The sequence below is a fragment of the Ideonella sp. genome (assembly GCF_041287625.1).
GTDB lineage: Bacteria > Pseudomonadota > Gammaproteobacteria > Burkholderiales > Burkholderiaceae_C > Ideonella.
This window is the reverse complement of the sequence record NZ_JBGGNH010000067.1, coordinates 56,643-70,066: the sequence shown is the minus strand read 5'-3', so window position 1 is coordinate 70,066 and position 13,424 is coordinate 56,643. Positions and strand designations below refer to the sequence as shown.

Annotated in this window: 12 protein-coding genes; 5 read left to right on the top strand and 7 right to left on the bottom strand. The window is 60.2% G+C overall.

The annotated features are described in order from the left end of the window. The 5 genes from ACAH41_RS24800 (at position 1) to ACAH41_RS24780 (ending at position 5,539) form a co-directional block, all read left to right on the top strand. A complete protein-coding gene (locus ACAH41_RS24800; RefSeq protein WP_325650570.1) occupies positions 1–1,143 on the top strand; it encodes a Wzz/FepE/Etk N-terminal domain-containing protein in 1,143 nt (380 codons plus the stop codon). Between the two features lie 10 nt (positions 1,144–1,153). After that, positions 1,154–1,414, top strand: coding sequence for a hypothetical protein (locus tag ACAH41_RS24795; RefSeq protein WP_325650568.1), 261 nt, complete (start codon positions 1,154–1,156; stop codon positions 1,412–1,414). Then, positions 1,411–2,838 carry a hypothetical protein gene (locus ACAH41_RS24790; RefSeq protein WP_370538579.1) on the top strand — a complete coding sequence of 476 codons (1,428 nt, stop codon included), beginning with the start codon at positions 1,411–1,413 and terminating at the stop codon, positions 2,836–2,838. Before ACAH41_RS24795 ends, ACAH41_RS24790 begins: the two co-directional genes overlap by 4 nt. After that, positions 2,835–4,262: a hypothetical protein gene (locus tag ACAH41_RS24785; RefSeq protein ID WP_325650566.1), complete on the top strand. Its 1,428-nt coding sequence runs from the start codon at positions 2,835–2,837 to the stop codon at positions 4,260–4,262. The genes ACAH41_RS24790 and ACAH41_RS24785 overlap by 4 nt, the downstream gene beginning before the upstream one ends. A gap of 113 nt (positions 4,263–4,375) precedes the next feature. Further along, the gene (locus ACAH41_RS24780; RefSeq protein ID WP_325650565.1) at positions 4,376–5,539 is read left to right on the top strand and encodes an acyltransferase; all 1,164 of its coding nucleotides are present in this window, start codon (positions 4,376–4,378) and stop codon (positions 5,537–5,539) included. A 45-nt stretch (positions 5,540–5,584) separates the two neighbouring features. Here the strand turns inward: ACAH41_RS24780 and ACAH41_RS24775 are convergent, their stop codons facing one another. The 7 genes from ACAH41_RS24775 to ACAH41_RS24745 all read right to left on the bottom strand — a co-directional run bounded on the left by ACAH41_RS24775 (position 5,585) and on the right by ACAH41_RS24745 (position 13,412). Beyond that, complete coding sequence (locus tag ACAH41_RS24775; RefSeq protein WP_325650564.1) at positions 5,585–6,541, bottom strand: glycosyltransferase; 957 nt, start codon at positions 6,539–6,541, stop codon at positions 5,585–5,587. After that, complete coding sequence (locus ACAH41_RS24770; protein WP_325650563.1) at positions 6,538–7,617, bottom strand: glycosyltransferase family 9 protein; 1,080 nt, start codon at positions 7,615–7,617, stop codon at positions 6,538–6,540. The genes ACAH41_RS24775 and ACAH41_RS24770 overlap by 4 nt, the downstream gene beginning before the upstream one ends. After that, complete coding sequence (locus tag ACAH41_RS24765; RefSeq protein WP_325650562.1) at positions 7,614–8,948, bottom strand: hypothetical protein; 1,335 nt, start codon at positions 8,946–8,948, stop codon at positions 7,614–7,616. Before ACAH41_RS24765 ends, ACAH41_RS24770 begins: the two co-directional genes overlap by 4 nt. A gap of 7 nt (positions 8,949–8,955) precedes the next feature. Then, positions 8,956–9,993: a glycosyltransferase family 9 protein gene (locus tag ACAH41_RS24760; protein ID WP_370538578.1), complete on the bottom strand. Its 1,038-nt coding sequence runs from the start codon at positions 9,991–9,993 to the stop codon at positions 8,956–8,958. 169 nt (positions 9,994–10,162) lie between these two features. Further along, positions 10,163–11,038: a glycosyltransferase family 2 protein gene (locus tag ACAH41_RS24755; RefSeq protein WP_325650560.1), complete on the bottom strand. Its 876-nt coding sequence runs from the start codon at positions 11,036–11,038 to the stop codon at positions 10,163–10,165. After that, entirely contained in the window at positions 11,035–12,045 is a 1,011-nt protein-coding gene (locus tag ACAH41_RS24750; RefSeq protein WP_325650559.1) for a glycosyltransferase family 2 protein, read from the bottom strand. The genes ACAH41_RS24755 and ACAH41_RS24750 overlap by 4 nt, the downstream gene beginning before the upstream one ends. Before the next feature lie 50 nt (positions 12,046–12,095). Further along, positions 12,096–13,412, bottom strand: coding sequence for a hypothetical protein (locus ACAH41_RS24745; RefSeq protein WP_325650557.1), 1,317 nt, complete (start codon positions 13,410–13,412; stop codon positions 12,096–12,098). Positions 13,413–13,424 lie beyond the last annotated feature (12 nt).

Sequence of the window (13,424 nt, the reverse complement as noted above, 5' to 3'; positions counted from 1 at the left end):
ATGAGTGAAGCCGCTTCATCTCAGGCTCAACAATCGCGTACGCTCCAAGAGGATGACGGCCTGGACCTGTTGGCACTGCTTGCCCCGATAACGACTCGTTGGAAAACCGTACTGGCCTCGGCAATGGTCGCCGGCGGCCTAGGCGTAGGAGCCAGCTACTCCGCCAAACCCAATTTCACGGCCACGGTCGTCATTTTGAGCCCACAGCCACCGCAGAGCGCGGCTGCAAGTGCGCTCGCGTCGCTTGGTGCGCTCTCAGATTTCGCGGGGGTCTCGGCCGGTGGCGGCACGCGACGTTCGCCAGACCAGTACATCGCTCTGATGCAGAGCGCAACCGTCAGTGATCGCATCATCAAGAAATTCGACCTGCGCAATCATTGGGCAATGAAGTTCCAGGTCGATGCCCGGCGACGCCTTGCGGCCACCGTAGCCATCGCTGTCGGCAAGAAGGACGGCCTGATTCGGATTGCAGCAACAGATCCCGATCCGGCGCGTGCAGCGGAAATCGCCAATCAGTATGTCGAGGAATTGCGCGCCCTCACCAACACGATGGCGATCACCGAGGCGCAGCAACGTCGCGCCTTTTTCGAACAATTGCTGCAACAGACGCGCGACAAGCTCGCGGCGGCCCAGAGCGCACTGGAAACAGGCGGTTACACCGCCGGCGCACTGAACGCTGAGCCGCGCAACGCAGCCGAGGGCTATGCGCGCATCCGCGCCGAGCTCACAGCAGCAGAAGTGAAACTGCAAGTGCTGAGGAATGGCATGGCCGAAGGCTCTGCCGAGGTACGCAATCAACGCGAGACCGTCAACGCATTGGCAGGGCAATTGGCCAGAATGGAGTCGCAAGAAAGCGCACCCAAGTCGACAGGCGACTATGTCAACCGGTATCGCGAATACAAATACCAGGAAGCGCTGTTCAACCTTTTCGCGCACGACTATGAGGCAGCTCGCGTCGACGAAAGCCGCGAAGGTGCACTGATCCAAGTGCTGGATCCGGCAACTCCACCAGAGCGCAAGTCTTCGCCAACACGGCTGAATTGGGGCATGGCCGGTTTCGCGCTGGGGCTCGTGTTCAGTGCCGCGGCGATAGGAGTCCGCAGCCGCCGTAGCGCAACGAAGCTCGACTTGGCTGAACTTTGAGGACGCATGCATGTCTGATAACTTCGCCCGCTTCCGCTTTGGACTGACAAATGTGCTGCGCGCAGTCCTTTGCGGGGGTGCGCTTGCTGCTGCACCGATCGCAGCCCACGCCTATTTGGACCCTGGCTCAGGCAGCCTGATATTCCAGTCATTGCTTGCCGTGGTGTTTGGCATTGGCGTTGGACTTCGGGTGGTGAAGACATGGCTGCGCGGCAAGTGGAACTCACTGTCGCGGCGCGGTCGCGCAGACGAGGACGACGCCGCTGAATGACCGGCGCTCCAACCCCCGCCCATCGTCACCCCGCGTCGTTTCGCGATCCTGCAGGTTTTGTCCTGGAACAGGACGGTAGGGTGCTGCGCGCCGTCCATCCCGATGCGATCAGCGACATGCAAATGCTGTTCGAGTGCGGGCTTCACGACGAACTTGTCGCCGCCGGCATGCTCGTGCCGCACCGTAAGGTGGAACAGCTGCCACCAGAGTTGCCAGTTGGCTGGGCTGCCTGGGAAGCCGAGAAACTGCCCATCATCAGCTATCCCTCGGAGTGGAGCGACGCCCAGTTGCGCGCAGCGGCACTGATCACGCTCGAAGTGCTGCGCCACGCGCTGCGCCGCGGCATGACGCTGAAAGATGCAAGTGCGTTCAATGTGCAGTTTTGCGGTCCACGTCCCGTCTTCATCGACCTTCTTTCGTTCACGCGCCTGTCTGACGACGGTCGCTGGCTCGGCTACCGCCAGTTCTGTGAGCACTTCCTTGGGCCGCTCGCCGTGCATCGTCACGTCCCCAGCTCACAGGGGCTGCCGAGCACGAGCCTCGATGGTCTTCCTCTCGCGCTGGCGTCGGCCACGCTGCCGACATACACTTGGCTCAAGCCAGGATTGATGCTGCACATCCATCTCCATGCGCGTGCGGCGCAACGGGCAAACGATGCCACGCTAGAGTCGTCGGTCCAACCGGCACGCGCCACTTCGCCGAACCGCGAAGCGCAGTTCGGATTGCGACTCGCCGAGTCTCTCGAGACGGCCGTACAAGCGCTTGCGCCGCGCTCCTCTGCGACCTCCAACTGGTCGAACTATCGGCACGACAACACATACTCGAAAGCCGATGAACAGTCAAAACTGGCATTCATACTCGCTGCAGTCGAACGCGCCGAGCCGCGGCGCAGCGTCGACCTCGGCGCTAACGACGGCCACTACGCGCGCGCACTGACAGCCCGAGGCGTCGCCTGCACGGCGGTCGAGCTTGACGCCGCGTGCGCAGACGCAATCTACGAAAGCAGCCTTGCCGCGCCGCATGGCCTGCTGCTCAACACCATGCGGGTAGATTTGGCCAATCCAACGCCCAACCATGGCTGGGCGGGCCGCGAGCGCGCCTCGTTTGCTCAACGCTTGCGCTGCGACCTCAGCTTGTCGCTGGCGCTTATCCATCACTTGTCGATCTCGCGCCAAGTGCCATTCGAGGCCATCGCCGCGTACCTAGTAGAGCTGGCGCCGCACGCAATCGTCGAATATGTCCCGCCAGAGGACCCCATGGCCCGGCAGTTGCTGGCCGCCCGCACTGGCATCACCACGAGCTATCTCGAAACCTTGTCGGCGGATGCCTTCCGAGCAGCCTTCGAGCCGCATTTCGAGTCTCTCGCACACAGTGCACCGCTGGCCGGTGGGCGCATCGTGCATCACTTCAAGCGCAGAGGATGAGCGCAACAGCATCGGACTGGCGGCGGGCGTCGCTCGGCGGCGCGGTGCTGGCGACACTCAGCTTCTTTCCGTTGCTCGACGCGCTTGCGACCACGCCCGCCTGGATGCACTGGACGGCCTTTGACAGTCTAGAGGCCGCCGCCTCATGGACTGTGACAGCCACCCTGATTGCACTGACTCTGCTCCTCGCCCGCCACCTGGCGGGCAGACGCGGCGCGGACGCTATCGGGGCTCTTTGGCTTCTGACGGGCAGCATGTTCGCGATCGTCTCGATCATCCGCCTGTCCGCGCTCGACGAGACCCTGCGCGCGCATCGAACCAGCGCAGGCTGGGTTTTCGCCACGCTGACGCCACTGCTGGTCACCGTTGGCGCATGGGCGGTGCTGCGACCAGGCCCACACCCGATCTCCCGAGTGCAGCGCGTATTAACCATCCTTTGGCCACTGCCATTGCTGTTCGCGTTCCACTTGCTACGCGCACCGTCGTTATCGGAGCATCAACGTGCCGGCCTGTCGCCATCACCGGCCCCCACGATCTCGACACCTGCATTCCCTGCATCCGCGCCAACATTTACCGCCGGAGCCAAGCAACGAACAGTCGTCCTGCTGTTCGATGAACTGTCGGTCGATTATCTCTACGGCCAGCGCGCAAAGGACCTTTCGCCCTGGCCGGCGCTGGCACGCCTGCGCACTGAAGCGACGCTTTATCGCGATGCACATCTGCTCGGCGGCGGCACCCAGTTCGCCATTCCTGCACTTTTCGGTGCGACCACGGCCGCCCCCGATGGTCTGGTCAATGCGCTGCGTCGACAGGGCCAGTCGGTGCGGATCTGGGGCTGGTACCACGACTACTGCCAGACGTTTGCACGCGCCGCGGACGAGTGTCACGCCACCAGCATCTACAACCCGCGCACGCTGCACAACGGCTTCTCGATCATCGATCCCTGGTGGACAAACATTGCCTTGCTGCCAGCGGAAGTCCCGTTCGAATACCTGAAGTCTCCAGCAGCTGTCGCCTTCCACCGGGCCACCCTGACCAGCGCACGTGAATGGCTGGCGGCGCAGATGGCGGACCCGCGCGCCGACTTCATCTACGCCCACCTCAACGTCCCACACCTGCCACTGATCAACGAGCGGCTCGGCTGGCTTGCGGTACCGACTGCCTTCAAGATGACAGAGCAGGGCTATCTTTCACAATTCGCAGCAGTCGACGCGTTCATCGCCCAGGCATTGGCCGACCACACACGACCAACGCGTCTGGTGGTGATGTCGGACCACAATGCGCGCCAGCTATTGCCCAAGGCTCAGCATGACCATGTCGTGCTCATGAGTCATGGACCAAGCACCCGCGCCCCTGATGTCACGGCGCACGAGAATGCCGCCGACGTGATTGCAAGAATCGGCTTGGGGCTTGTAGCACCCTGAAGGCGCGGCCAGGCTTCGAGGTACGCGACCTCGGCCAGACGAGCCGGACGCACCCATGCCAGACGGCATCCCACTCGCCATTGCGAGTGACACCACCATCACAGAATCGCAGCATGATCACCCATCAAATCCGTCTAACGTCCATGCGTGGCGTGGCTTGCATGGTGGTGATCATCGGCCATTGCCTGGGCATCTTCCCGATCATCCCCGGCGCTGCGGCCAGTGGCAGCCTGTTGTGGCCGCAGTCGACCCTGGAGTTTGTTCAGCAGATCCTGGGAGTCTTGTTCAACGGCGACGCCGCCGTCATGGTTTTCTTCACGCTCAGCGGATGCGTGCTTGCCATGCAGATGGAACGCATGCCGCAAAGCTGGGGAGGAACGTGGAGCTTCTACATCCGCAGGGTGTTCCGAATCTACCCGTTGGCAATCGTCGCCGTGCTGCTGGGCTTGGCCGTCGTCCTAGCGTTGCCACGTTGGTTTGCGCAGCTCCCACCCGGTTCAGCCGATGCGATGACTCAGTCCGTCAGCGCATTGGAGATCGTGAAGAACCTGGTGATGCTCTCCAACGACCTGGATCCCCCACTTTGGTCGTTGAAAGTCGAGATATACCTGTCGATCGCCTTTCCGCTGATCTACGCACTCACCCGACGGCCGCTGCCGCTGATGATCGCGATCCTGCTCGGGATCCTGCTGATCTTCGCCGACTTCCTGCGTCACGACACCACAAGGCAAGCTGTGTTGGCATTCGTGCTCGGCGCTGCGCTGCCGAGACACGAGGTGCTGCGCCGCGACCTAGAGCGCTGGGAAACACCCCTGCTACTTGTGGCGGTGGTCGTTCTGATGGCGGCGCGCCGGCTCGTAGAACCCGCCGGCATGAACAGGGCCTGGTTCATTCTGCCGGAGACGATCTGCGCGCTGATTGTCATCCGTTCAGCATACGTAAAACGGCCTGACTGCCTCTGGCTGGATGCACCCGGAGTGCTCTGGCTCGGCGAGCTGTCCTACGGGCTGTACGTACTGCACATGCCCATCCTTTGGATCATCTCCAGCAGCCTCGCCACCGTGTTGGGCGCCACCTTCGTGAATACGCACGGGTTCGTCTGCAGCGTGGCGCTGCTGGCCATCTCACTACCGATCACGCTGGCGGCCGCAGCCTTCACTCATCGCCGTGTCGAACTGCCGCTGCAGAGACTGGGTCGCATGCTGGCGACGCAGCCGCCAACACGCGACACCTCGGCTGTACCCAGCCCGCCCTCGAACTCATCGCCGCATCAATGAGTCGGTATGGCTTCGCCTGCGGGCGGCAGATCTGCATCCCGCGCTTTAGAGGCAATCCGCCATTACTGCAGCTGCCTGGACTAACCGATCAGACAGCCGGCGACGGCCGTGGCGAGCGATGAACATGAGCCGCCCGCAGGCAGCGACCAAGCCGCGACGCTCAGACAGCCCCAGCCAGCGCGCGGCCCAGACATCGGAGGGGTGACAGGCCAGAACGAAATGACAGATCGCATGGATTTGCCCGCGATACCAGCCTTCACGGATGGCTACCAGGCGACGGACCACACCCGAGAATGACGAACGCGCACCTGTGTCGTTGGCATCATGTTGTTGGTAGATCATCACCGCTTCGTGGTCGATGTGCCAGTCCATACCAAGCGAACGCGCGAGCGCGAACACGGCCCAATCGTGGTAGTGCAGGGCTGCGGCCGCACCGGGATGGCGCAGGATGGCGTCCCGGAACTGGTGGAACAGCCGAGTCGTCATGACAAAGGTACAGCCTTGCCCCGCCCCTTCGAAGAGATAGTCGGCAGCACGCTGCCGTGTCTTCTGCGACAGCACGCGTTCGCGGCCGTTCGGCCAGCGTGCGAGCGTGGCAGCCGAATAGCCCTGCGCCTGCGAGCGGGCCAATCCCTGCACGGCACGCTCAAGCTTGTTCGGGAACCATTCGTCGTCCTGATCGGAGAACGCGACAAGGTCGAAGGTATCTGCATTGGCTGCGGCGACCAAGCGGAAGAAGTTGCCAGACGCCGACCCTGAGGGCTCGTTGTCCGCTAGCAGACAGATGCGTGTATCTGCTGCCGCGAGCATGGCAACGATCTCGCGGGTGGCATCCGAAGACCCGTCGTCGCGAACATTGATCACGACCGACACGTCCCGCTGCGCAAGCACAGACACGATCTGCCGCTCAATCACAGCCGCGCCGTTACGTGCAGCCAGCAGCACCAGCACACGCGGTACGCCAGCTTGAGGCACCTCATACGCGCCGCCTGAAACGCTCAAGCCGCCTCCTGATGCAGAAGAGGCAGCTTAATGCCCCGCCGTGATAGCAAACGCTCCGTGATCGCACTGTAAACATCATTCACGCTGACTGAGCGTATGCATGCGTACTCGTTCACCATGCCGACGCAGGTCGGCTTGTTGTAGCAAGGCCATGCAGCGCAACCGCCGCTGCTTTGCAGCACTGCTGCCCGGGGAGGCGAGAACAGCGTCGGATCGTTGGCCCCGTTGATGAAAATAGAATCGACCCCCAGCCGCTCGGCCATGTGCACGGAAAAGCTATCGAGGCCCACCATGAGATCCAGCCTCCCGAGTTCCTGCGCGAACTCCGGAATGCTGCCCGTTACCAGCCGGACCTGATCGCCGAACCGGCCGAACATTGCCTGCAGCGCCGGCAGGTCAGACGGTGCGCCGAAGGCCGTCGGCGCGATGCCGGCGCGCAACAGTGCTTCTACCAACGTGGTCCACGAAATGAAGGGCCATTTCCGGCAGTCCTGCGACGCGAACGGGTGCAGACCAACAGCAAGCGGTTCCGCCGACGCACGTACGGCTGACGGCACTGCGGCACTACCGGGTGACGACAGACCGCGCAAGGCGAGCAGCCGGTCGTTGAAAGCTTGGTAGGCAGCGTAGACGTTTGGCACGTCCGACGGCACGACATAGAGCGGAGCGCCGGGACCCAGGGGGTTGCGGATAATCCGGCTGTGCGCGTGCTCAGGCGCCCAGCCGATGTGCAATTGGCGACACACGCCCGCCAATCGCGCGAACTGTCGCTCGCGGAAATCCCCGACGTAGTCAAGCGAACAATCCGGCCGCTCACGCCACACGAGTCGTGCTCCGCGTAGCATGTCGATGAATGCCTTGTGCATTGGCCCACGACCCGTCCCCACTGGGAAATCGGACCTGACCAACTTGCAGTTCGGGAGGCCATCGAACAGGAAGGCCGTAGCGGGACGCGTCCAAACGACGTAGCGATCTGCAAGCCCCTGCTCGACGAGCTGGCGGAAATACGTGCTGACGATCGTGATATCGCCCAGATTACGGGCGGCGATCAGGCAGAGTGTCTTGGGTGGGCTCATCCGAGAGTCGGCACATCGATGCGCTGGACGGCACGCGGCCTGCGTAGTCGCGAATTCAGCCAGGAATGCCTGCGCGACGGCTCACTCGTGGTTAAACCTTCCACCCGTGGTACGAGATAGGCGAAAAGAACCAATGCGATGAGCCCCTGATAGCTAAGCGCATAAAACCCTATCCAGAACCCCGCGACGGTCTGGAACCAGATCAGGCCAGCCACCTGCTGGGCGAAATTTTCACGCGGCAGCCGGCGCAGGTAGGCCGTAAAGCAGCCGGTGAGCACCCCTGTCAGCCAGGAAACAACCGCGACACCGACCCAGGAAAATGCCATGTACCCTGACATCGAAGGCGGCAGTCGGAAGCCGCCTGATGCGATTTCGCTTACGTCGAAGGTGCCGTTGACGATCGCAAGCGTGTAAACAGAGGGGTTGTAGCGAAAGTTGCCCGGCACCAGACCGCCGATGAAGCTGAGGCCATAAGTAAGCTGGCTGTCGGGGTCAAACGCGCCGAGGAAGCTCAGGTGATCCTTGATGTCCGGCGCGCCGCGCGCGATTTCCGCCCAGAGGTCGAAGTCGTCAGGAACAACGATGCCGAGCACCACGTAGATGCTGCTGCCCAGACAGTACAGAACCGTCGAGAGCGCCAGGAAAACCGTCATTCGCAAGGACCTTCGGCTCGCCCATATCGCTCCTAGCAGAACGATGCTGGCGACGACAGTGCCCCGGTTCAGACCTGCCGCGAACAACCCAATCGACCACAGGACGAAAATTAACAGCTTGACCTCGCGCCGGTCCGCGAAGAAAGCCATGGCCAACGGCAGCGCCGTGGCCATCAGGGTTTGGGACAGGCGATAGAAGACCGCGACCTGATCGTACTTTTCCTTGTACTGCCCACGGAAAAACTTCGCGAGGAATGGATCGGGCGCCAGGATTGGCACCACACCCATCCAGACGAAGCACAGGCTCATGAGAACACATCCTGCGATCAACACGCCGAAAGTTCTGGCCTGTGGCGATGCCGATTGGGACGATCCACCGAGCTTCCCGAGTCGCGGCCTGAACCGTCTCAGCGAAGGTATCTTCATGCGCCCACCCAGAACCAGACCAGCCAGCATTGCAATGGCGCCAATGCCGTTCATCATGGTCAGTTCGGCGATGGTCTGCAGCGAAGCGACCTCGGTGTAGTCGACAACGAACAGCGGAATCAGGTAGGCGACAACGAAAAATGGCAGCCCCAACCAGGCCACCACGTTGCGCCGGCTTGGCCAGACAACCAGTGCTCCCAAATTGAAGCAGAAGTAGGCAAACAGGTTGATAAAGATCTGGACGGTCGACATGGCTCAGTCAGCGAGTCTGGAGGTCGGCGACCCCCGCGAGAACGGTATCCGGTGCCAATTGGCGCAGACAGTCCATTGTCGAGCATCCTTGCTTGCGGTAGCACGGAGCACAGGGTACGACGTGCATCAGCAGCACACTGCGTGCACCTACAGGGCGCCACAGTGCCAGGTTGTTCATGCCGTGTCTTGCGATGACCACAGGCGTACCAACGGCCGCTGCAGCATGCCCTGCGACAGAGTCGACGCCAACCAACAACCGCGCACCCGCCACGATTTCAATGAATTCGCCCCACTTCGCCCTGTCGCAGAGGTCGATCGCCTCCGGCACCTGGTCCTTCAGGCGCACGATTCGCGCCTTCTCGCCGGCGCCGCTGCCGGTTAGCACGACGCGGCAACCCTCGTCCACGAGGCGGCGCGCCAGCGTCTGCCACGACGGCTCTGGCCAATCCTTGAGCGCGGAGCCGGACCCCATGTGCAAAACGATGTAATCGCCACCGCCTGTCAGATGCGTGGTGTCCAGGTCGCGACGCGGAAGCACCGGCTTGGCCAGCGCCGTCTGCAGCGGCGGGCACCCCGGAATCAGCCGCACCAAGTCAAGGTGAAGCTCAACGATGGATCGGTCGCTTCGCCCGAGATCGAGATCGAGCCGGTGATGCAGCAACGGCCCCAATCCTGCGCTGGTGTAACCGATGCGGCGCGGAATGCCCGCCTGCCAGAGCAACCCGACGGAGTTGGGGAAATAGAAATAGAGGTCTATCGCCACGTCGTATCCGACCTCACGGATCTCGCGCAGCGCCTGCCGGCGTGTACGCCAGTACACCCTGAACCTCTCAAAGCGGGACAGATCTGCTCGGCTGATCTTCCAATGGTCGACACGATGAATCCAGTCCAGTAGAGGATGTTCATCCACGACAGGCCGAGACCAGTTCCCGACCAGCATCCCGATCCGGACGCCAGGGAATGCCGCCTTGAGCACTGGAAGGACCGCAGTGGACAAAACTACATCACCAAGATGGGCTCCGTTGGTGATCAGCACACGTTTCACGGATTGTGACGGCGGCGCCCTCCGACCCAAGGTCGCCAGAACAAGCACGGCATCAACTGCCCGAAACAATGCATTTGCCCACCGGTTGCGAACGAAATACCGACCACGCTGGGGCTGCTGGGGGGCCTGGTCAGCTCGCACAGCATGCGACAACAACGGCGAGCCCACGTCAGCGCCCCGCACGATAGTCCTGAAACCCGCGAATCCGGGACGTCAGCAGCAACCGCCAGAAACGGGCCTTGGCAAACCGCAGCAGCACGATGTTTTTCAGCCAACCCAAAATCCCCTCGACCAGTGCACGCCAAGCAAGCATCGCGATGACCCCAACAGAGCGCCGCAACGCGAGGTGCTTGGCCAGCAAAGCGCCGAAGCCGATTTCGTAGCTCTGTGTGCGCCGGAGAAAGACTGGATCTGCAATGCTCGTGAACTTCTCCGGGTGAAAGATCGAAATGGACGGTTCGTACCGCATGCGCAGCTCACGATAGAACAGGCGCAGCATCAGGTCGGGGCCTTCGCGCGAACCAAAGCGAGTCCCCGGGCCGAAGCGCGGGTCCAGGCGTTCGTTGGCGAGCGCGGTCCGGCGATAGAAAGTCGTGAATTCAAGCGAGAGGTTCAGGATGTTTCGCAGCCCGAGCACCTGGGGCTGAGCCGGCCAAATCGACATGCTGTCGACGCCGGTCGCTCGGTCAACCGCCTTGCCCGTCAGCACCGAACAGTGTGGATGTTCGCGAAAAAGCCGTGCCACGGTCGACAGCGTGTCAGGGTGGTATTCGCAATCATCGTCCGCGAAGGTCACCACATCACCGCTGGCCTTGTCCAGTCCATGATTGCGCGCCATATTGGCCGCCCTGAAATCGACGTGACTCCAGACCAGTCGCTTGAACGAACCCGCATGGCGAGCACGAATATCGGATAGAAATCCCGGCGCGTTCTGGTCGACCACAATGACCTCAAAATCCCGATATTGCTGCGCAGCAAAGCTGTCCAGGAGGGTCGCAACCTCAACATTCCGGCCAAAGGTGGCTACAATGAGAGAAAATCTCATCTCAGCGCCCTGTAAATCCTGTTGATCACGCGAACGGCAAAGAAGTGAGGATATAGCAAGGCCTTCGGCAGTTTGCACATGGGCGCAATGAATAGCCAAAACTCCCAATACTTGCCGTAACTGGGTCTCAACTCGCCAAAATAGTCTTCCGGGGAATAGTTGCGAAACGTGCCATTCGACTTGCGAGCGAAATAAATCAGGCCAGCGAAGAGTTCACGCGCCATGCGCTTATTGATAACATCAAAATAAGGCGCCGGCACACCACGCCGCTCAAACTCCCGGAATAACAAATTATAGTTGGTACCAAAGACCCGGCAAAACGGATAGCCACCACTATTACCCTCATTGTTTACGGCCAGCAATCCGTCATCAACAAGCAGATTATCATCGGCAGAAAACAGGGCTTCGAAAATCCACTGAATCTGGTTGTAGCGAGTTTCTACGTACCGATAAATATCCATGCCTGGCGAGACGAACGACTTATTAACGATGTTGCCAGTGATGAACGAGAACATGTCACTCACTTCGTAGAGCATGTCCTCAAGGCTATCCTTTGAAAAGGTCTGATACCGCCCCGCCGGCCTCTTGGGTAAATAGTCTACGGGATCACCCTTATAAGGAAACGCACGAATATGAATAACACCAAAGTCCTGACGTTTCATCCGGGGAAGCAAGACCCCAATCGCTCCGGGCATCAGCACGTCGTCGTCACCAAATATCCAGGCATATTTCGTTGCACACTCGCCATAGCATTTCGCAATGTTATTATCACCCCCTATATTTTCCGTGTTGCGCATCACCCTGAAATTATCCGGAAACATGGCCCGGTATTCGGAGAGCACATGGGGCGTGTCATCAGTTGACGCATTATCGATCACCAAGACAGTCACATCTCCGCTGGCTTCAGCGACCTGAGGCATCAGCGCAGCAAGGCACTGCCGCAGATATCGGCTCCGGTTGTAAGTCGGAATTGCTATCGTCAACAAGGGAATCAAGGTCGTTGTCATGAGGAAGTCAAAGTCGATCAATAAAACCGCAAGTCGCTACATCTGGCCATCTAGGCAGTCCTGCGGTAATAATCGCGAAAAAACATCCTGAGCGTCCAGGGGAGGCCTAGCAGCATGACCAGCGCCGCATAGCTCGCCATGGTTGCAATGACGCTAATCTGCGAGCAAAACCACACCGCAACCAGCACCGCGATGCCCATGGTCACGGAGTTCATCAGCATTGGCTCTTCTTTGTGGGCACGCATATATGCCGCGGCAGAGAATATTAAAATATTGGTCATCGTGACTGCCATCAAACAAAGCAACACCGGCAAGCTGGCGATGCGCTTCATGGGCGCAAAGTCATAAGCCCGCAAAATGCAAATGCCCATGATCACTGCCGCACAACTCAAGGCCGTAAATAGAAATGACTTCCAAAGCACCGCCCTGAACAGCCGATTCAATTCCGAACGCTGCCCCCGTGCGATGAGCATGGAGAAATTGGGAACCTTCGCCGAAACCCAACTCATTCCCAGCACAACAAGAGAGCTGAAGATCGTCAAGGTCATCCCCACTTGGCCCGCCTGGATCGGACCTTGATGGCGGAAGACCATTGGCGTAAAGAATGAGAAGATGAAATACCCACTAACCCAACTCAGTGCAATACGCCACTGAAACGGAAAAATCTCTCGATACCAGCTGATGCGCGGAGAGTCAGCCCCAATATCGTTACCGAAGGAATTAAGGCTCTCACGACGGCAGCGCAACCAGATCGCCGTACCGATGGCGGAGGCGGCTGGAAGAACTGGAGCAACCCAAAGACCGGCGCCAACCGCGATAAGCGCCCAGAAAATGAAGTAGCCAATGATCGATTGCCTCAGCCGCAATTGCGCTACGGCGCCAACTTCGCCCTGCCCCTCTGCGACTGCCAAGAATGGACTGAAATAGAGATTGAAGGATGTGAAAAGCAATTGAAGTGCCCATGGCCCCAGCCACACCTGCGGATCCAACTCACCCTTGGACTGGAAAAATAGATAGCCGAATGGGCAAATACAGACAAAGAACAAGGCCGCCGCGATCCGATACCAACGTCGCAAGAGATGGGACAGCGATGCAAGACGAGAGATATGCGAGGCTTCCCCAATCAACCGACCATCCTGATTTCGCCTAAGATGCGAGTACTCGTGGCTAACGAATTGGACAATGACCGAGTTGAAACCGAGGTCGAAAAATACCTGCATTCCAATCAAGCTGGCGAACGTGTAGTAATAGCCTTGCTCAACCGGGCTGAACTGATACGGAATCAGGACCAGGGTGATACCGCCAGCCAAGATTGTCCATCCCCGCTGCAGCAAAGTAAAAAGGACATGGGGGTCGAACTTGGGCATGGATCTAATTGT